The 20,221-nt window shown below is 70.8% G+C and carries 17 protein-coding genes; 9 read left to right on the forward strand and 8 right to left on the reverse strand.

The genetic code is table 11. The features are described 5' to 3' along the window. Positions 1–73: 73 nt before the first annotated feature. Genes ACX28W_RS34815 through ACX28W_RS34830 form a run of 4 tightly spaced genes read right to left on the reverse strand, consistent with a single transcriptional unit; the run spans position 74 to position 3,538 of the window. Entirely contained in the window at positions 74–1,144 is a 1,071-nt protein-coding gene (locus tag ACX28W_RS34815; protein ID WP_459003999.1) for an NAD(P)H-dependent flavin oxidoreductase, read from the reverse strand. Further along, a complete protein-coding gene (locus ACX28W_RS34820; protein WP_459004000.1) occupies positions 1,144–1,944 on the reverse strand; it encodes a CoA-transferase subunit beta in 801 nt (266 codons plus the stop codon). The genes ACX28W_RS34815 and ACX28W_RS34820 overlap by 1 nt, the downstream gene beginning before the upstream one ends. Continuing rightward, complete coding sequence (locus tag ACX28W_RS34825) at positions 1,941–2,789, reverse strand: CoA transferase subunit A (RefSeq protein ID WP_459004001.1); 849 nt, start codon at positions 2,787–2,789, stop codon at positions 1,941–1,943. The genes ACX28W_RS34820 and ACX28W_RS34825 overlap by 4 nt, the downstream gene beginning before the upstream one ends. After that, positions 2,786–3,538: an enoyl-CoA hydratase family protein gene (locus ACX28W_RS34830; protein ID WP_459004002.1), complete on the reverse strand. Its 753-nt coding sequence runs from the start codon at positions 3,536–3,538 to the stop codon at positions 2,786–2,788. Before ACX28W_RS34830 ends, ACX28W_RS34825 begins: the two co-directional genes overlap by 4 nt. A 115-nt stretch (positions 3,539–3,653) precedes the next feature. On the opposite strand from ACX28W_RS34830, the gene ACX28W_RS34835 reads away from it, so the two are divergent. Then, on the forward strand, positions 3,654–4,403 hold the full coding sequence (locus tag ACX28W_RS34835; RefSeq protein WP_459004047.1) for an SDR family oxidoreductase: 750 nt from the start codon (positions 3,654–3,656) through the stop codon (positions 4,401–4,403). Between the two features lies 1 nt (position 4,404). Next, positions 4,405–5,334 (forward strand): SDR family oxidoreductase, encoded by a 930-nt coding sequence (locus ACX28W_RS34840; protein WP_459004003.1) that lies wholly within the window; start codon positions 4,405–4,407, stop codon positions 5,332–5,334. Between the two features lie 229 nt (positions 5,335–5,563). On the opposite strand, the gene ACX28W_RS34845 is transcribed toward ACX28W_RS34840, so the two are convergent. The 3 genes from ACX28W_RS34845 to ACX28W_RS34855 form a co-directional block, all read right to left on the reverse strand. Further along, entirely contained in the window at positions 5,564–6,505 is a 942-nt protein-coding gene (locus ACX28W_RS34845; RefSeq protein WP_459004004.1) for an ankyrin repeat domain-containing protein, read from the reverse strand. Positions 6,506–6,569: 64 nt separating this feature from the next. After that, the gene (locus ACX28W_RS34850) at positions 6,570–7,466 is read right to left on the reverse strand and encodes a hypothetical protein (protein ID WP_459004005.1); all 897 of its coding nucleotides are present in this window, start codon (positions 7,464–7,466) and stop codon (positions 6,570–6,572) included. A 219-nt stretch (positions 7,467–7,685) separates the two neighbouring features. Then, the gene (locus ACX28W_RS34855) at positions 7,686–9,467 is read right to left on the reverse strand and encodes a glycoside hydrolase family 35 protein (RefSeq protein ID WP_459004006.1); all 1,782 of its coding nucleotides are present in this window, start codon (positions 9,465–9,467) and stop codon (positions 7,686–7,688) included. A gap of 100 nt (positions 9,468–9,567) precedes the next feature. Here ACX28W_RS34855 and ACX28W_RS34860 point away from each other — a divergent pair, with 100 nt between their 5' ends. From ACX28W_RS34860 to ACX28W_RS34885, 6 genes are all read left to right on the forward strand, one after another. Further along, the gene (locus tag ACX28W_RS34860) at positions 9,568–10,404 is read left to right on the forward strand and encodes a helix-turn-helix transcriptional regulator (RefSeq protein ID WP_459004048.1); all 837 of its coding nucleotides are present in this window, start codon (positions 9,568–9,570) and stop codon (positions 10,402–10,404) included. Positions 10,405–10,423: 19 nt separating this feature from the next. Further along, complete coding sequence (locus ACX28W_RS34865; protein WP_459004007.1) at positions 10,424–10,825, forward strand: chorismate mutase; 402 nt, start codon at positions 10,424–10,426, stop codon at positions 10,823–10,825. A gap of 70 nt (positions 10,826–10,895) precedes the next feature. Beyond that, a complete protein-coding gene (locus ACX28W_RS34870; protein ID WP_459004008.1) occupies positions 10,896–11,399 on the forward strand; it encodes a response regulator in 504 nt (167 codons plus the stop codon). Positions 11,400–11,527: 128 nt separating this feature from the next. Then, positions 11,528–14,107, forward strand: coding sequence for an aminopeptidase N (gene pepN, locus ACX28W_RS34875; RefSeq protein ID WP_459004009.1), 2,580 nt, complete (start codon positions 11,528–11,530; stop codon positions 14,105–14,107). Positions 14,108–14,544: 437 nt separating this feature from the next. Continuing rightward, entirely contained in the window at positions 14,545–15,906 is a 1,362-nt protein-coding gene (locus tag ACX28W_RS34880) for a pyridoxal phosphate-dependent decarboxylase family protein (protein WP_459004010.1), read from the forward strand. Next, complete coding sequence (locus ACX28W_RS34885) at positions 15,903–17,336, forward strand: lysine N(6)-hydroxylase/L-ornithine N(5)-oxygenase family protein (RefSeq protein WP_459004011.1); 1,434 nt, start codon at positions 15,903–15,905, stop codon at positions 17,334–17,336. Before ACX28W_RS34880 ends, ACX28W_RS34885 begins: the two co-directional genes overlap by 4 nt. An 80-nt stretch (positions 17,337–17,416) precedes the next feature. Here the strand turns inward: ACX28W_RS34885 and ACX28W_RS34890 are convergent, their stop codons facing one another. Further along, complete coding sequence (locus ACX28W_RS34890) at positions 17,417–19,225, reverse strand: bifunctional metallophosphatase/5'-nucleotidase (protein ID WP_459004012.1); 1,809 nt, start codon at positions 19,223–19,225, stop codon at positions 17,417–17,419. 137 nt (positions 19,226–19,362) lie between these two features. Here ACX28W_RS34890 and ACX28W_RS34895 point away from each other — a divergent pair, with 137 nt between their 5' ends. Beyond that, positions 19,363–20,079, forward strand: coding sequence for an SIMPL domain-containing protein (locus ACX28W_RS34895; protein ID WP_459004013.1), 717 nt, complete (start codon positions 19,363–19,365; stop codon positions 20,077–20,079). Positions 20,080–20,221 lie beyond the last annotated feature (142 nt).

Here is a 20,221-nt window from a genome sequence, read left to right on the forward strand (position 1 = left end):
ACCATCGCTGCCACACCGCACTCGAAGGCCAGCCCCCGATCAGCCGCGTCAACAACCCTGCGGGTCAATACACCTAGAGCGTGCGGTACACGTCGCGACGAGGGGTGGGAAGGCCGCGAAGAATCACCTCCGCTTCCGCCATCACCCGGTCGACAAGCTCCGCGCACGACGGCAGGTCGTCGATCACCCCGGCGACCTGCCCCGACGCCATCACCCCCAGATCCGTGCGCCCCTCGACCATCGAGGCACGCAGCAGCATCGGCGTGTTGGCCGCGAGCAGGACCTGGCTCCAGGACAGGTCCTTGCCGTGCTTCATGGCGAGGCCGTCGTGGATCATCCGTGACCAGGAGAGGCCGGAGATCTTCTTGAAGCCGGCCGCTCGGCGCAGGGCGTGGACGAGGGCCCTGGTGCGGCCGGACTTCTCCAGGGCGTCCACGAGGTCCGTACGCAGCATGCGGTGCGGGAGTCCGTCCACGGCCGTCGTGACCATGACGTCCTTGACCGTCGCCGCCAGGTATCTCGCCTTCACCGCGTCCGGGACCGTCGAGTCGGACGTGAGCAGGAAGCGGGTGCCCATGGCGATGCCCGCCGCCCCGTACGCCAGCGCGGCCACCAGCCCCCGCCCGTCGTGGAAGCCGCCCGCCGCCACCACCGGGATCTCCACCGCGTCCACCACCTGCGGCAGCAGCACCGTCGTCGCCACCTCCCCGGTGTGTCCGCCGCCCTCGCCGCCCTGCACGATCACCGCGTCGGCACCCCAGGCGGCCACCTTCTCGGCGTGCCGACGCGCCCCGACGGACGGGACGACGACCACGCCCGCCTCCTTCAGCTCGGCGATCAGCTCGCGGGAGGGGGCGAGGGCGAAGGACGCCACACGCACCCCCTCGTCGATGACGATCCGCACCCGGTCGCCCGCGTCCCCGGCGTCGGCGCGCAGATTCACCCCGAACGGCGCGTCCGTACGGGACTTGACCTCCCGTACGGCGTCGCGCAGGTGGTCGAGCGTCATCGTCGCGGAGGCCAGGATGCCCAGCGCGCCCGCGTTCGCCGTCGCGGAGACCAGGCGGGGCCCGGCCACCCACCCCATGCCGGTCTGCACGAGGGGGTGACGGACGCCGACGAGGCGGGTGAGTGCGGTCTCCATCAGCGCCCGGCCTCACCGACGCGAGGGGCACCGGGATCGACGACCTCACGGTCCCGGGCGCTGCCCGGGTCGATGACCTCGCGGATCAACTCCAGCTCCAGTGGGGTCGGTTCACGTGTGTACAGCACCTCGTCGGGGACGTACAGCTCGAAGCCCGTCGCCTCCCGCACCCGCTCGACGGTGACGCCCGGATGCAACGAGGCGAGGCGCATCGAGCGGTCGGGGGTCGCGAAGTCGAAGACCCCGAGGTCGGTCACCACACGCGGGATGCGGTGGAAGCGGGTGGCGCTCGGGCCCGCGGCGGCGGCACGGTCGTACCCCACCCCGCACACCATGTCGACGTGGGCGACGAAGACGCGCGGGGAGTGCTTCGGGACCCAGTAACTGGTCGGATTGTTCAGGGTGTTGACCGGGGCGCCGCGCACCCCCAGCAGCTGGCGCCCGGGTCGGGACCAGTCGCCGATGCAGGAGATGTTCTGGTTGCCGTAGCGGTCGAGCTGGCTCGCGCCCATCATCACGTGCCGGCGCCCGCCGGTCACCATGGTGAGGTGCTGACGGTAGGGCAGCCAGCCCTCCAGGGTGCCGTCGAGGCCGACCAGCATGGCCTCGCCGTCGGTCAGCAGCAGGTCGGGGGAGAAGGTGTGCTTGGCGAGGCGGGCGCCGATGGACGGGATCGGGCCCATCGGGCTCGCGAGCACTTCGCCGTTGTCCCGCCACGCCTCGGCGCAGGCGATCACGCAGTACTCGGAGCGGGTGGGCGGGGGAGTAGGCGTGCGGGTGACCGCGGTGGCGGGGCTCATCGCTGCTCCTTGTGCCAGGCCCGCACGGCGGACTGGTAGTCCTGTTCGTCGCCGGAGAGGAACCGCTCGGCGAACTCGGCGTACGGCGTGGTGGCGTACAGCTTCTGGAAGGGCTCGTCGCGTCCGTAGTCGGGGGCGCACGACGTGAAGTGCGCGCCGTTGGGCGTCTCGACGACTCCCGTCACGCTCGACCGCTTGAGCAGCAGCGTCTGCGGTGCGGCCTCCTTGGTCAGCTCGGCCGTGTCGACGATCCGTTCACAGGAGACGTACGCCGTGTCGGCCGCCTCGCAGAACAGGTCGTCCATGTACGGGTCCGGGCCCAGGTACTGGCCGTTGCCCAGGCGGTCCGCGCGGTTCATGTGGACCAGGGCCGCGTCCAGGCGGAGGGCGGGCATGGCGACGAACGTCTCGCCGTCCTCGTACGGCGAAGTGACCGTCCGCAGCGCGGGGTTGACCCGCATCACGTCCGAACCGAGGCCGGCCCGGACGGGGAGGAAGGGCAGCCGGTTCGCGGCGGCCTGCAGGCCCCACAGGAACATCGCCTCGTCGACCTCCCTCAGCTCGAAGGCCGCGCGCTCGCGTGCCGCGCGGTAGTGCGGTTCGAGCGGGATCGAGTCGAGGGTCGTGAAGGCGGTGACGAGGGTGCGGATCCGTCCGGCGGCGGCGAGCAGGCCGACGTCCGGCCCGCCGTACGAGACGACGGTGAGATCGGTGATGCTGGACCGGAGCAGCGCTCTCACCAGGGCCATCGGCTTGCGGCGCGACCCCCAGCCGCCGATGCCCAGCGTCATCCCGCTCTCCAGCCGGCCGACCGCCTCGTGTGCCGACATGGTCTTGTCGCTCACCGGGCGGCCTCCTCGCCGAAGCCGGCGCGGACCCGGTCGGCGACCCCGCTGAGGTTGGCCTCGAAGGTGAAGCCCTGCTCGAAGCGGTAGCTGCGGCGCACGTCCACGGGATCGATGCCGTTGATCGCGGCCTTGGCGAGCCGGATCAGCTCGCCGTCCTTGGCCGCTATCTCGCGCGCCAACTCCAGGGCGGCGCCGGGGAGTTCCTGGCGCGCCACGACCCGCCACACCGAGCCGTGCGCGTGCAGCTCGGCCGCGGTCGCCGTGCGCGAGGTGTAGTACAGCGCGCGCATCAGGTGCTGGGGGACCAGGCGGGCCAGATGCGTGGCCGCGCCCAGGGCGCCGCGGTCCAGCTCGGGCAGGCCGAAGGTCGCGTCCTCGCTCGCCACGATCGCGTCCGCGTTCCCCACCAGCCCGATCCCCCCGCCCAGACAGAAGCCGTGCACCGCCGCGACGACGGGCACCTCGCACTCGTACACCGCGGCGAAGGCCTCGAAGCAGCCGCGATTGGCCCCGATGAGCGTGCGAGGGCCCGCCGGGTCGCGCTGTATCTCCTTGATGTCCACGCCCGCGTTGAACCCGCGCCCCTCGGCCGTGAGCACGACGCACCGGATCCCGGGGTCGCGGCCTGCCGCGCGGACGGCGTCGGCCAGCTCGAACCAGCCCCGCACCGGCAGCGCGTTCACCGGTGGGAAGTCGACCGTGACGACGGAAATCCCCTTTTCCGGGGACGAGGTGGAGACACCCATGGGCGCATCAGCTACCTTCCACTCAACACCTTTCCACCAAACGTTTGTTAGGTGCAATCTCGAAGCTAGCAGCGATTGCATCCGCGCGGGAGGCCCTGTGGACAACGTCGGCACCATGGATCTCGGAGGCAGGACCGTCGTCGTCACGGGCGGCACCCGCGGCGTCGGAGCCGGCATCGCGCGGGCCTTCGTCAAGGCGGGCGCGGAGGTGGTGGTCTGTGCGCGCAGGCCCCCGGAAGTCCCGCTGGAGGGAATCGAATTCGCGTCCGTCGACCTGCGCGACCCGCCCGCCGTGCACGCCTTCTTCGCCGCGCTGCCCCGACTCGACGTGCTGGTCAACAACGCGGGCGGCGCCCCGTACCGTCCGCTCGTCCAGGCCGACGCCGAACGCCACGCGCGCGTGATCGAGCTCAACCTCACCGCCCCGCTGACCGCCTCGCTCGCCGCGTACGACCACCTCGAGCGGGCCCAGGGCTCGATCGTGATGATCGGCAGCGTGAGCGGGACACGCCCCTCGCCCGGTTCGGCGGCGTACGGGGCCGCCAAGGCGGGCCTGGAGAACCTGGCCCGTTCGATGTCCGTCGAGTGGGCCCCCGACATCCGGGTCAACACCCTGATCGTCGGCATGGTCCGCACCGAGCTGTCCCATCTGCACTACGGGGGCGAGGACGGCATAGCCGCCGTCTCCCGCACCGTCCCGCTGGGCCGCCTCGCCGACCCGTCCGACATCGGCGAGGCTGCCGTCTTCCTCGCCTCGGACGCGGCCAGGTACATCAGCGGGGCCTCGCTGCTCGTCCACGGCGGTGGGGAGCGGCCCGCCTTTCTCGACGCCGCCACCGCCAACAAAGCCACGGAGGAGACCTGAGATGAGCGCACCGCTGTTGTGCGAGGGGCGCGTCGTGATCGTCACGGGCGCGGGGCGCGGGCTCGGCCGGGCGCACGCGCTCGCGTACGCCGCCGAGGGCGCGCGGATCGTCGTGAACGACCTCGGGGTCGGCCTCGACGGCACGCCCGACCCGGACAGCCCGGCCGCGCGGGTCGTGGACGAGATCCGCGCGGTGGGCGGGGAAGCGGTGGCCCACGGCGGCGACGTCGCCACGACCGACGGCGCCGCGTCCCTCATCCACACCGCCCTGGAGACGTACGGCCGCCTCGACACCCTCGTCAACAACGCGGGTTTCCTGCGCGACCGGATGCTGGTCAACCTCGACGAGGACGACTGGGACGCGGTCATGCGCGTGCACGTGAAAGGGCATTTCCTGCCGCTGAAGCACGCGGCGGCGCACTGGCGGGCGGCGGCGAAGGCGGGGCGGGCGCCGCGGGCCCGAGTGGTCAACACCAGCAGCGGAGCGGGTCTGCTGGGGTCGGTCGGGCAGGGGAACTACAGCGCCGCCAAGGCCGGGATCATCGGGCTGACCCTGGTTGCCGCGGCCGAGATGGGGCGCTACGGGGTTCAGGTCAACGCGATCGCCCCCGCGGCCCGCACGCGGATGACCGAGCGGACCTTCGCGGAGATGATGGCGGCGCCGGGCGCCGACGCGGGCGCCGGTTCTTTCGACGGGATGGCGCCCGAGAACGTCTCGCCGCTGGTCGTCTGGCTCGGATCCGCCGCCGGTGCCGGTGTCACCGGCCGTGTCTTCGAGGTCGAGGGCGGCCGGATCACCGTCATGGAGGGCTGGCGGCCGGGGCCGAGTGCGGACAAGGGGGCGCGCTGGAGTCCGGCCGAGGCCGGGGAGACGGCACTGAAGCTGCTGGCGGAGGCGGAGGTTCCGGGGGTGGTGTACGGGGCGGGGTGATCGGCTTGCTGCGGTCCGAGGGAGGTCGCCCCCGCCGCCCCTACCCAGTCCCGTCCCCTGGGGGCTGCGCCCCCAGACCCCTGCCCGGGGGCTGCGCCCCCAGACCCCTGCCCGGGGGCTGCGCCCCCAGACCCCCGCCCGGGGCGCTGAGCCCCCTGAACCCCCGCCTTCGCCCGAAGGGCTCGTCCTCACGTCGGACGGGCTGGATGGTGCCGACCGGTGGCGACGGCTACGGCTCAGGCGTCCTCAGTCGGCCCAGTACGTCCGCTCCAAAGGCCTGTCGGAGCGGGTCCGGGCTGCCGCACCACAGGGCCGCGGCCTGGAAGGTCTCCTCGTCGGCGCGGCGGCCGAGCGCGGTTGCCGCCTCGGTCCAGTCGTCGTTGTCGGGGTCGGCGCAGCGCAGGGCGCGGGCGGCCAGTTCCGCGGTGGGGGCGGCGATGCCGAGGGACGTCTCGAGGAGGGTGGCGATCGCGGCGTGGCCCGTCTGCTGGTCGTTGCCGGCCACCGGGTGCCCGGAGGGATCGAGGAGCTGGACCTCGATGGTGATGCCGCCGTCCTCCGGGTAGCGGTGGGTGGCTGACGGGTGGCCGGGGCCGTAGGTCTGTTCCAGGCCCGTGCGCAGTTCGCTCTCCACGTCGAGAGTGAGCAGGCGGTGGGCCTCGGCGAGGGCCGCGGACCGCGCCCGCGCTCCGCCCCGCAGGAGGGCGCGTACACAGCCGGGCGAGCCGCGGCGGGCGGCCGCGACGAGTGGGGGCTCACCGGTCGGGCCCGGGCGGTCGGGATCGGCGCCGCCCGCGAGGAGCTCCGTCACCACCGCCACCTGGCCCCGTCGCACGGCCCACGTCAGCGCCGTGAACCCGAACGCCTCCACCGTGTGCGGACCGGCCCCGGCCGCCAACAGGGCGCGTACGACTTCCGTGTGCCCGCCGCACGCCGCCCCGCACAGCGGCGCATCCGTGCCCTGGCTGAGCCGGTCGGGCTCGGCACCCGCGGCCAGCAGCAGTCGTACGATGCCGGGCTGGTCGCTGACCGCCGCCAGATACAGCACCGTCTGGCCGTCCTCGTCCACCGACTCCGCGCCGACTCCGGATCGCAGCAGCCGTACGACCGTGTCCTCGTCACCGTCGTACACCGCGGCGAAGAGACGTGCCGCGGGCTCTTTCGTGCTCATCCCTCGACCCTCGCTCGCGAAGGGCGCGGGAGGCAAAGTTTTCCGTGGTGTTGTGCCTCACCACTTACGTGTCGCACTCCAGTACCGTCCGGCACAGCGTGCAGCGGGCCCGTACCCGGCCCCGCACCGGCACTCTGATCCGCTGGTGGCAGGTCGGGCAGGGGAAGGACACACGCAGGGGGCCGCGGCTGTCGGGGGTGAACGCGTAGGGGGCGCCGGGGTGGAGGCCCGGGGCGTGGTGGTCCTGGGCGTGGCGCCGGTCCTTCGCGTAACGGTGCCGGCCCACCCAGCCGGCCGCGGTCAGCGGAGGCTGTTGCTCGTCACGGCGGGCCTGCGCCATGCCCTTCGTGTACGCCGTGTACGCCTGCGGGCTGGTGAACCAGATCGACGGGTCCTCACCGAAGACCAGAGCGCGTTTGGCGAGGACATAGCCGAACTCCTCCGGGGTGAGGTAGCCGAGCTTCTGCGAGGAGGCCGAGTCCTCGCGGTAGGCGTCGAGAAGCAGCCAGCCCGCGCCGAGGTACGTCGCCGCGGTGTCCGTGAGGATCTCGTTGTCGCGGGTGCCGGGGAAGGAGAGATCGAGGCGGTGCAGATAGACGTGCATCACCTCGTGGGCGAGGGCCGCGCCGATGTCCCTGCGGTGGGTGCGGAAGCGGTCGTTGAGTTCGATGAAGTATTCGGGGCCCGCGGTGAGTTCGACGTTCGCCGCGTGCGTCATCTCGCGGAAGCTGGTGATCATCCGGGCGTCCGGGAGGTGGTAGTGGCGCACCATCTCGTGGGCCACGCGCTGGGCGCCCAGGTACAGGTCGTCGGTGTCGCCGAAGGCCACGTCGGCGGGGGCCACGCTGGTCGAGAAGGTGTGGATGGTGTCGTACGAGAGCCGCTTGTAGAGCGCGGTGATCGCCGCCCGCACCGTGTCCAGATGCGGGTAGCCGTGCTCGACGGGTCCGCCGTTCGCCACGTCCGCACCCCCTGTAGGCGCCAGCACTTGCCACTCCACTCTAGGCGGGGTTCCGGCGATCGGAGGGGCGGGCGCACGCCACGCCCCCTCACGTCCACACCTGGGTGCCACCCGGGCCGCACGGGTGCCGCCCGGCGACGAACCGCCCCCCGGCCACCGCGTCGTTGCAGGGCGGTGCCAAGGACGGGGACTTCCGCAAGACGCTGAACGCCGCCTCCGTCAGTCCGCGTCCGACCGACCTCCCGGAGTCGGGCTCGGGCTCTGGAGTACCACCGAAGCCCCCGACGCCTCCTGAAGCTCCAGGATCCACACCTCATTGACCCCCTCGCGCAGCACCGGCCCGGGGACGTACAACGACCGCTGCGGGCCGACCGACCAGTACCGGCCCAGATTGAACCCGTTGACCCACACGAACCCCCGGGTCCAGCCGGGGAGTTCGAGGAGGGCGTCTCCGGCGCCGCGCACCTCGACGGTGCCGCGGTACAGGCCGCGGGCGCCCTGAGGCGGAAGCCCTTCGAACGGCACCCGGCCGACACCGTCGTCGAACGCGTCGAGGCGCAGCCCGCGCGCCCGCACCCCGTGCACATACTGCCGCTCGTGCAGGACACCCCCGGTGATGCCCTTCGGCTCGCCCGACCGCGGCCCGTAGTTGACCCTCCCCAGGGACTCCACCCACATCTCCACGCGCGCGTGCCCCGCGACGGACTCCTTCAGCTGCGGGTCGTCCTCGGTGAGCACCCCGGCCGCCACCCCGTCGACATACACCACCGCCAGATCGCGCAGCCCGCGCAGGATCAGCGGGTACGGCTGCCGGGGTCCGGGCACGGTCACCTCGTACCTGACCAGCCCCCGGTCCACATCGAGTTCCTCGAAGGTGGGCGGGACGGGATAGCCGCCCTCCGGTCCCTCCGGACCGCCCAGCGTCTCCAGTACGGCGTCCAGGCGGGCCCAGCCATGAAGGTCCACCGTCACGGAGCCGCCGAGCACCACGGGCGCCGGCGGCAGGTCGGGCAGCGGCCCGTCCGCGTACTCGGCCAGCACCTCCCGCAGGCGCCAGAACTTCTCCGTGGGGCGCCCGAGTTCATCGATGGGCGCGTCGTAGTCGTACGAGGTGACATCCGGCTCCAGGGGCCCGTCATGGAGCGCGCCGCCACCGCGGTTCGCGCCCGCCCACCCCGCGAAGTTCGTCCCACCGTGCGCCATGTACAGGTTGACCGACGCCCCGCACTCCAGGATCTCGCGCAGCGCGTCCGCGGCGTCCAGCGGATCGCGTACGACATGATCGCCGCCCCAGCGGTCGAACCAGCCGCACCAGAACTCCATGCACATCAGCGGGCCCTCGGGCCGGTACCGACGCAGCGTCTCGAACCCCTCGCGCGCGCCGGAGCCGAAATTGACGGTCGCCAGCACGCCGGGAACCGAACCGCCGCTGAGCATGTGGTCCTCGGGCCCGTCCGAGGTGAACAGCGGGACACGAACACCCTCGGCGCGCAGCAGGTCGGCGAGACGGCGCAGATACACCTGGTCGGAGCCGTAGCTGCCGTACTCGTTCTCGACCTGCACCATCAGCACCGGCCCACCACGGTCGATCTGCCGCGGCACGATCTCGCGCAGGAGCCGAGCGAACCAGCGCTCCACATGCCGCAGATACTCCGCGTCCCTGGTACGCGCCCGGCCCGTCAGCCAGTGCGGCAGCCCGCCGTTCTCCCACTCCGCGCAGATGTAGGGCCCCGGACGCACGATCGCCCACAGCCCCGCCTCCCGCGCCGCGTCCAGGAACCGGCCCAGCGCCTCGACGTCACGGAAGTCGCCCGGGCGCGGCTCGTGAAAATTCCACGGAACGTACGTCTCCAGACAGTTGAGCCCCATCGCCCGCAGCATCCCGAGCCGATGCCCCCACTGCTCCTCGCGCACCCGGAAGTAGTGCAGCGCACCGGACAGCAGCCGCACCGGCCGCCCGTCCAGCAGAAAATCCGTGTCCCCCACCGTGAACTCGCTCATCCGTCCACCCTCGCCCCTGGCGGCAGCCGCGTCCATGGACAAAGATCAGCGCTGGTTGGACCAAAGAGTGATGCCGACCGGAAAGGAGGGTGGGCAGCGGATGTACCACACCTGGATGCGGTACTTCACCCCCGCTCCCGTCCACCACCGGCTCGGCCTCGCCTGTCTCGGCGTCGGTCTCCAGCACGGGGAACTGCCCGTCGTCGGACCGCGCACCCTCGACCACCACGTGGCCGTTGTCGTCAGCGCGGGCAGCGGCTGGCTGCGCGGCATCGACGGACACCGCCACACCGTCACCGCGCCCGCCCTGATCTGGCTCAGCCCCGGCGTACCGCACCACTACGGGCCCGACCCCAGCTGGGACGAGTGCTTCGTCAGTTTCACCGGGCCCGCGGCAGCCACGTACACCGAACTCGGCTACATCGAACCGGACCGCCCCGTCGTGCCGCTCTCCGACGCGGCGGGCCCCCGCGCCACCGTCGGCCGCATCGCCCGCGCCGCCCGCCGCGGCAACCCCCTCCTGGAGGTCGAGACCGGCGCCGCCGTCCACGAACTCCTCGTCGCGCTGCGCCGCGCCCGCGCCGACCTCGCCCCCGACGGCGACCCGGTCCTGCACGCCCTCGCCCGCGACGCCTTCCAGCCCCTGTCCGTCGCCGAGCACGCCGCCCGGCACGGCATGACCCCCGCCGAACTGCGCACCGCCGTCCGCCGCGCCGCCGGCCGCAGCCCCAAGGACTTCCTCCTCGGCATCCGTCTGGGCCGCGCCAAGGAACTCCTCGCCGCCACCGAACTCCCCGTCGCCGCAGTGGCCAGACGCGTCGGCTACGACGATCCCGCGTACTTCTCCCGCCTGTTCACCCGCCGCGTCGGCATGGCTCCCGTCCGCTTCCGCGAGCAGCAGGCCCGCACCCTGCCCGGCGGCCGCGGCACCCGCTAGCCGCATAGGGTTGGTCACCATGACCATCAGCAACACCAACGACAACACCACCGGCAGCACCACTGACAGCACTGACAACACCGACGCGGCGAAAACCGGCGTCGACCCCGCCGTGCGCGCCGAACTCGCCCGGCTGCGCGACAGCATCGACAACATCGACGCCGCCGTGGTCCACATGCTCGCCGAACGCTTCAAATGCACCCAACAGGTCGGCCACCTCAAAGCCGCCCACCAGCTGCCGCCCGCCGACCCGTCCCGCGAGGCCCACCAGATCGCCCGGCTGCGCCGCCTCGCCGAGAACGCCAAACTGGATCCGGCCTTCGCGGAAAAACTGCTGAATTTCATCATCGCCGAGGTCATCCGCCACCACGAGCGCATCGCGGACGGCGCCGATCCCCACGCCGCCGACACAGGGGAGTGACACCAGGCGCCCCCGGCGTGCATCCTGCGCTGAACACCCCCTGCCAGGTGTCACGAGGGGACGTCGGGCCATGCCGTCGGATGCCAAGATCCTCATCGTCGACGACCATGAGGACACGCTGTACGCGCTCGAGAGCGCCCTGGCCCCGCTGGGTTACCTCGTCAGCCGCGCCACCAGCGGCGACGAGGCCCTCAAGGAGGTCCTGCGCGGCCAGGTCGGACTGCTCCTCCTCGACGTGCGCATGCCCGGCGTCAGCGGTCTGGACGTCGTGCGCTACATGCGGCGCGTCGAGCAGACGCAGCACATCCCGATCATCCTGCTCACCGGTTTCGGCCCGGACACCGAACTGACCGCCACCGCCTTCGGCCTCGGCGTCGCCGACCTCGTCATGAAACCCGTCGACCCCTGGGCCCTGCGCACCAAGGTCCGCTACCTGTACGACGCCCATCAACGCCACCAGGCCGTCCTGGCGGAACTGCGCGAACTCCGTGCCGCCCTGCCGCGCCCCGACACCCGCGTCCCCGTGCAACGCGACGCCCACGACAGGGCGCTCAAGCAGGACCGCACCCCGTAACCCAGGGGCAACACAAAGGGTCAACGCAAGGGGTCAACACAGGGCGCATACGCCGCAGCCATCGGGTACATACGCCGCATAACGGACTACCTCTGTGCCCTGTCCGACCCATCAGGCAGCATGTCCCCATGTCCGTACTGACGCGCGACGAAGCGCAGACCCGTGCCAAGCTCCTCGACGTCCACCACTACGGGATCGAACTCGACCTGACCAGCGGGGACGACACCTTCGACTCCCTGACCGTCATCCGGTTCACCGCCCGCGCCGACGCGGACACCTTCGTCGAGCTGAAGCCCGCCGAACTGCGCTCCGTCACCCTCGACGGACAGCCCCTCGACCCCGAGACACTCGACGAGAACCGGCTGCCCCTCAAAGGCCTCACCACCGGCGAGCACGAACTGCGCATCGACGCCGCCATGCGCTACTCCCGCACCGGCGAGGGCATGCACCGCTTCACCGACCCCACCGACGGCGAGACCTACCTCTACACCCAGCTCTTCATGGAAGACGTCCAGCGCGTCTTCGCCGCCTTCGACCAGCCCGACCTGAAGGCCGTCTTCGCCCTGTCCGTCACCGCCCCCGACGGCTGGACCGTCCTCGCCAACGGCGTCACCGAACACCTCGGAGAGGGCCGCTGGCAGGCCGCGCCCACCCCGCTGATCTCCACCTACCTCGTCGCCGTCGCCGCCGGCCCCTGGCACTCCGTACGCACCGAACACCGCGGCCTGCCCTTCGGTATCCACTGCCGCCGCTCCCTCGCCCCCTACCTCGACGCCGACGCCGACGAGATCCTCGACGTCACCCGCGCCTGCTTCGACCGTTACCACGAGAAATTCGACGAGCCCTACCCCTTCGACTCCTACGACCAGGCGTTCGTCCCCGAATTCAACGCCGGCGCCATGGAAAACCCCGGCCTCGTCACCTTCCGCGACGAATTCGTCTACCGCTCCGCCGTCACCGACACCGAGCGCCAGACCCGCGCCATGGTCATCGCCCACGAAATGGCCCACATGTGGTTCGGCGACCTCGTCACCCTGCGCTGGTGGGACGACATCTGGCTGAACGAGTCCTTCGCCGAGTACATGGGCTACCAGACCCTCACCGAAGCCACCCGCTTCACGGGCACCTGGACCGACTTCGGCGTCACCCGCAAACCCTGGGGCTACGACGCCGACCAGCGCCCCTCCACCCACCCCGTCGCCCCCGACCCCCACGCCGTCCCCGACACCGCGTCCGCCATGCTCAACTTCGACGGCATCTCCTACGCCAAGGGCGCCTCCGCCCTCAGGCAACTGGTGGCCTGGCTCGGCGAGAAGGACTTCCTCGCCGGCATCAACACCCACTTCGCCCGCCACAAATTCGCCAACGCCACCCTCGCCGACTTCATCGACAACCTCGCCTCCGCCACCGAACGCGACGTACACGCCTGGGCAGACTCCTGGCTGCGCACCACCGGCGTCGACACCCTCACCCCCGAAGTCCGAGCCGAGGACGGAAACTGGCACCTCGACATCCGGCACAATCCCAGCGCCGGAGTCTGGTCCAAGCCCGACCCCGCCCAGAACCGCCACGGCCTCACCCACCTCACCACCCTCGAGTCGCCCGGCGGCAGGCGCCCGCACCGCATCACCATCGGCGTCTACGACCACGACCTCCACGACGCGCGCCTCCTGACCCTGCGCAAGCGCCTGGAGGCGGACCTCCCCGCCACCGGCGACATCGGCATCAGCGCCGTCGGCCCACGCCCCGCCCTCGTCCTCCTCAACGACGGCGACTTCACCTACGCCAAGATCCGCTTCGACGCCGAGTCCCTCGACGCCGTCCGCACCCGTCTCTCCGGCCTGCCCGAACCCCTCACCCGCGCCGTCGTCTGGAACGCCCTGCGCGACGCCGTACGCGACGGCGAACTCCCCGCCATGGCCTACGTGGAAGCCGCCCGCGCCCACCTCCCACGCGAGACCGACCTCGCCCTCGTCCAGGGCGTCCTGTCCTTCGCGGCGACCCACGTCGCCGACCGCTATCTCGCCCCCGAGGACCGCCCCACCGCCCTCGCCACCCTCACCGACCTGTGCCGCGACCTGATCCGCCGCACCGAGGACGGCTCCAACCCCGGCCTACGCCTCACCGCCGTACGCCACTACATCGACGTCGCCGCCCACCCCGACACCATCAGCGCCTGGTTCTCCGAAGGCACCGTCCCCGGCGGCCCCGAACTCGACCCCGAGCTGCGCTGGCGCATCCTCGGCCGCCTCGCCGTCCTCGGCGCCATCGACGACGCCGTCATCGACGCCGAACTCGTCCAGGACCCCAGCGCCACCGGCCAGGAAGGCGCCGCCCGCTGCCGCGCCGCCCTGCCCGACCCGGAGGCCAAACGCCGCGCCTGGGAGGAGATGTTCGCGACCGACGACCTCTCCAACTACCTCTTCACAGCGACCGCCCAGGGCTTCTGGCAGCCCGAACAGGCCGACCTCGTACGGGAGTACGTCAAGCGCTACTGGCCCGACGCCGTAGCCCTCGCCGCCCGCCGTGGCCCCGCCATCGCCGAAGCCGCCGGACGCTGGGCCTTCCCCGCCCACGCCATCACCCCCGAAACCCTCACCCTCGGCGAAACCTGCCTGCGCGAAGCCGACCCCATCCCGGCCCTGCGCCGCAAACTCGTCGACCAACTCGACGACCTGGAAAGGGCACTGAAGGTACGGAACGTCTAGCCGACGCGACAGGGGCTTCGCACCGGACGCCGAGGGTGTCCGTCGGCTGCGGGTGGGCGGGGGCTGCTCGCGCAGTTCCCCGCGCCCCTGAAGGGGCGCTGCTGTCAGCGCAGGCCGGCACCATCCAGCCCGTCATGGGGGTCCCCCTGGTCGAGCGAAGCCGAGAGCTTGGGGGAGTTTGAGGACGAGCCCTTCGGGCGAAGGCGGGGGTCTGGGGCGGAGCCCCCAGGGACGGATGGGACGGGTAGGGGCGGCGGGGGCGAGGAACTCCACCCCAGCTACGACGAACCCGCGTAGCACCCCCGCTGCCCCGCCCACATTTCCTCCGCACGGCAGTACCCCCTTTCGGGTCGGATCGTTGACCTTTCAGGGCGCGCCGCCCCCCTCCCCGTACAGGCTTGTACTCCCCCTGCCGCGCGCCCACCGGAGGACACCCCATGAGCACGCCGCCCCTCGCCTCAGGCCCCGAAGGCCCCGACGCACTGCGGCCCCTGCTCGAAACCGTGCTCGACGCCCTGCGAGACGGAGGCGAGGCCCGCGGGGGACCACTGCCCGCGGGAGGCCCGGAGGAGGTGGCGCGCCGCGTACGGGACGCCGTCGGCGACGTACTGCCCCAGCAGGGAACCCACGACGCCCTACGAACCCTCGTCCGCACCCTCGCCGAAGGCGCCGCCGACCCCGCCGACCCCCTGTGCGCCGCCCACCTGCACTGCCCACCCCTCGCCGTCGCCACCGCCGCCGACCTCGCCGTCAGCGCCCTCAACCCGTCCCTCGACTCCTGGGACCAGGCCCCGGCCGCCTCGGAACTGGAAACCCTCGTCACCCAGGCCCTGACACAGGAGGTGTACGGGGCCGCAGGCGACGCCTTGGTCACCACCGGCGGCACCGAGTCCAACCAACTCGCCCTCCTCCTCGCCCGAGAAGCCCACAGCGGAGTGCAGCTCATCTGCGGAGCCAACGCCCACCACAGCCTGCACCGCGCCGCCTGGCTGCTCGGCCTGCCCGACCCCGTCCTCGTACCCGCCCCCGCCGGCACCATGGACCCCGCCGCCCTCGACGAAGCCCTGGGCGAACTGCACGGCCCCCTTCTTGTTGCCGCCACCGCAGGCAGCACCGACGCCGGGCTCATCGACCCCCTGCCCGACATCGCCGACCTCTGCGCCGCCCACGGAGCCCGCCTCCACATCGACGCCGCCTACGGCGGAGGCCTCCTCTTCAGCGACCGCCACCGCGCCAAACTCGACGGACTCCACCGCGCCCACACCGTCACCCTCGACCTGCACAAACTCGGCTGGCAACCCGTCGCCGCAGGCCTCCTCGCCGTACGCGACGCACACGACCTCACCGCACTCCAACACCGCGCCGACTACCTCAACGCCGACGACGACACCGAAGCAGGCCTCCCCGACCTCCTCGGCCGCTCCCTGCGCACCACCCGACGCCCCGACATCCTCAAAATCGCCGTCACCCTCAAAACCCTCGGACGACGCGGCCTCGGCGCCCTCGTCGACCAAGTCTGCGCCCACGCCCACGAACTGGCCGACCTCGTCGAAGCACACCCCGGCTTCGAACTCTACGACCCGCCCACCCTCAGCACCGTCCTGTTCCGACCCACCGAAGCCACCGACGAAACCGTCGCCGCCGTACGCCGAAAACTCCTCCACGACGGCCGCGCCGTCCTCGGCCGCGCCCGGCTCGACAACCGCCTCTGGCTCAAAGCCACCCTCCTCAACCCGCACACCCGGCCGGGCGACCTGGCCACGCTCCTGAAACTGGTGGAAGGACACACACCCCGATGAGCCCGACGCCTCTCCCCCCACGCCACGAACCCGAAGCACCCCGCGACCTCGTCGGCATCGGCATCGGCCCGTTCAACCTCTCCCTCGCCGCCCTCGCCCACCCCCTCCCCGAACTCGACACCGCCTTCTACGAACAACGCCCCGGCTTCGACTGGCACCCCGGCCTCCTCATCGACGGCGCCACCCTCCAAGTCCCCTTCCTCGCCGACCTGGTCACCCTCGCCGACCCCGCAAACCCCTGGTCCTTCCTCAACTACCTCAAGGCCCGCGACCGCCTCTACCCCTTCTACTTCGCCGAGCGCTTCCACATCCAACGCGCCGAATACGACGCCTACTGCCGCTGGGTCGCGGACAACCTCCCCGGACTCCACTTCGGCCACCAGATCGACGCCGTCCGCTGGAACCCCGAACGCGCCCTGTTCGAAGTCGACTTCACCCAACTCGACACCGACGCAGAAGCCGAAGCCCTCGGACGCGCCTACACCCGCAACATCGTCCTCGGCATCGGCACCGCCCCCCACATCCCCGAACCCCTCAAACCCCTCGCCGAAGCCCCCGGCGTCCCCGTCATCCACGCCGCGGACTACCTCGCCCACCGCGAACGCTTCCTCACCGCCGAACACATCACCGTCATCGGGGCGGGCCAATCAGGCGCCGAAATCTTCCTCGACCTCCTGCGCAACCGCCCCACCGGACACGAAAAGATCCACTGGCTCGCCCGCACCGAAGCGTTCGCACCCATGGAGTACTCCAAACTCGGCCTCGAACACTTCACCCCCGACTACACCCGCTACTTCCACGCCCTCAGCGAACCCGTACGCGACCGGCTCGTCACCGCCCAATGGCAACTCCACAAAGGCATCGACGCCGACACCATCGCCGCCATCCACGACGAGCTCTACCGCCGCACCCTCCACGGCGGCTGGCCCGACGCCGTCCTCACCCCCGCCGTCACCGTCCGCACCGCCGGACGCGTCGCCACCACCAAAATCGAACTCCACCTCGAACACACCCAACAAGGCGCCCGCTCCCGCCTCACCACCAACGCTGTCGTCCTCGCCACCGGCTACCGCGAACGCCCCCTCGGCCGCATCCTCGCCGGACTCGACCCCTACCTGCGCCGCGACAGCGCCGAACGCCCCCGCGTCGACGACCAGTACCGCCTCGTCCTCGACCCGTCCATCACCGGCTCCGGCTGCCACATCCACGTCCAGAACGCCGAACTCCACACCCACGGCGTCGGCACCCCCGACCTCGGCCTCGCCGCCTGGCGCAGCGCCACCATCCTCAACTCCCTCACCGGCAAAGAGCCCTACCCACTCCCCACCCGCACCGCCTTCACCACCTTCGGACTCGAACCCCAACCGCAGATCCCACCCGTACGACAGAACAGGGCACTCACACTCACCCCCCTCGTCGACGGAAGGTAATAACGGAAGGACGGGGCCCGGACACGCCGACGGCGCCGACGCTTTCGCGCCGACGCCGCCGATCTCACCCCACCGAAGCCCTAGAACACCGGCGTACCCTCACGCGTCAGCTTCCAGTCCACCGAAGCGAACTCCTTCGGGTCCAGCGAACCCTTCGCCGTCACCCACTCCGCGATCCGCGTACGAATCTCCGTCGACTCCGCCCACAGCTCCTTCGCCGACGCCACATGCGGGAACGCGCCACCACCGTTCGCCCGGTAGTTGTTCACCGCGAACACGAACTGCTGCGCGTCATCCAGCGCCGCACCGTTGTACGTCAGATTCTTGATCCGCGAACCGACCGCCTGCGCGATGTCGATGTCGTACTGAAGACCCGACACATAGTCGTAGTTGTAGTCCGGGCGGTTGGCGGCGTTGGTCAGCTTCGCCGTGTCGATCACCTCACCCGCCGCCGTCTGCACGAAGTACTGCGCCGAGTACTCCAGGTACGCCCGCACCTGAGCACCCGTCAGCAGCTTCGCGACCAGCGTGTTGTCGTACACATACAGACTCGACAGATCCCGGATCGTCACATCCCCGGCCGGGATCTCCGACGTACGCGAGAACGGCGAAGCCTGCGCGATGACCGGCAGCGACGCATACTCCGTACCCACCAGCGCCGCCTTGACGACGTCCTCCTGCACCTTCGTGATCAGGTCGATGATCGGAGCGTCCTTGTAACGCGCCTCGACCGTCGTCAGCGTCTCCGTCGCCGTGCCGACCACCTGATTGACGTACGCCACGACCACGTCGTGCTCGTCCTTCAGCAGCTTCGTGATCCTCGGGTCGTCGGCCACCGAGTTCGAGTTGCGGACCGACGCCGCCACCGACTCGACCTGCCACTTCCCCTTCTCGAAGACCAACTCGAAGTCGAACAGCGACAACCGCTCCGCATACGCGAGCGGCTCCGACAGCACGACCGTCTTGCCCGACGCCGTGTTCGTCACCTTCAGCTCGGGAATCTCCACGTGCGCGTGCCCGACAAGAATCGCGTCGATCCCCGGCACCTGCTGAGCCACCAGCGCCGCCGAGTTCTCGACGTACGGCAGCTGATCACCGTACGACGACGTGCCGGACGAACCCGAGTGCGCCGACACGACCACCACATCCGCACCCATGGACCGCAGCTTCGGCACCCACTTCGCCGCCTGCTCCTCCAGCCCCGGGAACGTCAACTTCCCCTGCACATACGCCTTGTCCCAGATCGCGATACCCGGGTTGGTGAGGCCGAGCACGGCCACCTTCACCGCCGGAGCACCCGGCACATGGAACTTCTTCATGAAGTACGGAGGAAACGCCGGCTTCAGCGTCTTCGCGTCCAGCGCGTTCGCACCCAGCAGCGGGAAGTGGCACTGCGACTCGAACTTCCGCAGCGTCTCGATGCCGTAGTTGAACTCGTGGTTGCCCAGCGCCACAGCGTCATAGCCGATGGCATTCATCGCCTGCGCCATCGGGTGCACCGGACCACCCTTGGCGGTGATCGGGTCCACCTTCGCGTAGTAGTACGTCAGCGGCGTGCCCTGGATCGTGTCACCAGCGTCCAGCAGCAGCGTGTTGCGACGGCCCTTCTCCTTGCGCACCGCGTTCACCAGCGTCGAAATCCGTGCCAGACCCTGAGCGTTGCCCGCCGTGTCGGAGTACTCCGCGTCCTTGAAGTAGTCCCAGTTGAAGACATGCCCGTGCAGGTCCGTCGTGCCCATCACCGTCAGGGAGTACCGCTTCGACTTCGACGGCTTCTTGCCCGCCGGCGCCGCCGCCTGCGCGGACGGAGCCGCGACCGCACCGGTCAACGCGACACCCGCACCCGTCACAGCGGACTTCTTCAGGAACTTCCTGCGGTTCAACGGCATGTCTCAGGCTCCTCGGGAAAGGTCAACGACGCGCGTAGATTCTCACCCAACTCGCCTGCCCCATAACAGGTCCAGTAGGTTTCGATCTGGTGACCAGAGGGCACCGCAACCACCCCCCGAGTGACAGAGTGGGACGTATGGCTCCCACCGAAGCGGAACCCCAACCCGCCCTCCCCTACGGAACCCCCGACTCCCCCCGCATCGCCGTCTGCGGCGAAGCCCACCTCGAAGTCGACCCCGAAATCGCCCGCATCGGCATCACCATCAGCGCCCGCGGCACCGACCGACGAGAAGCCCTCACCGACCTCACCCGCCGCAACGCCACCGCCCTCGACCTGGTCAAGTCCTACGGCGACGCCGTCGAACGCGTCGAAACCGGCGCCTTCTCCATCACCCCCGAACTCGCCAAACACGGCCGCGGCGAACGCATCCGCGCCTACCACGGCCGCGTCCACATCACCGCCGAACTCACCGACTTCACCGCCCTCGGCGAGCTGACCACCCGACTGGCCGACCTCGACCTCACCCGCGTCGACGGCCCTTGGTGGGCCCTGCGCCCCGACTCACCCTCCCACCGCCAAGCCCGCCAGCAAGCGGTCCGCGAAGCCGTCCAACGCGCCCGCGAATACGCCGAAGCCCTCGGCACCACCCTCGCGGCCCTGGTGGAACTCGCCGACATCGGCGCGGAGAACGCGCAGCCGTACGCCCCCGCCCCCGGCCGAGCCATGCGCGCCATGTCCCTGGCGGGCGCCGCCACCGAGGAAGCTCCGGCCCTCGACCTCGAACCCGAGCGCCAGCACGTCTACGCCCAGGTCAACGCCCGATTCACGATGGAGCCGCCTCAGCTGGAGTAATCAGTTGTAGATAAATGCAACCGGGGTGCAGGAAATCCCTACCTCCGCTCATCAGAGCACCCCGGCGCACAATTCAACTGTTGTCAAGAAGGCTTCACGCAAAGGTGGTTGAGTAGTCATGCACAGCCAATTCTCTACCGGC

The sequence above is a fragment of the Streptomyces sp. SD15 genome (assembly GCF_054462255.1).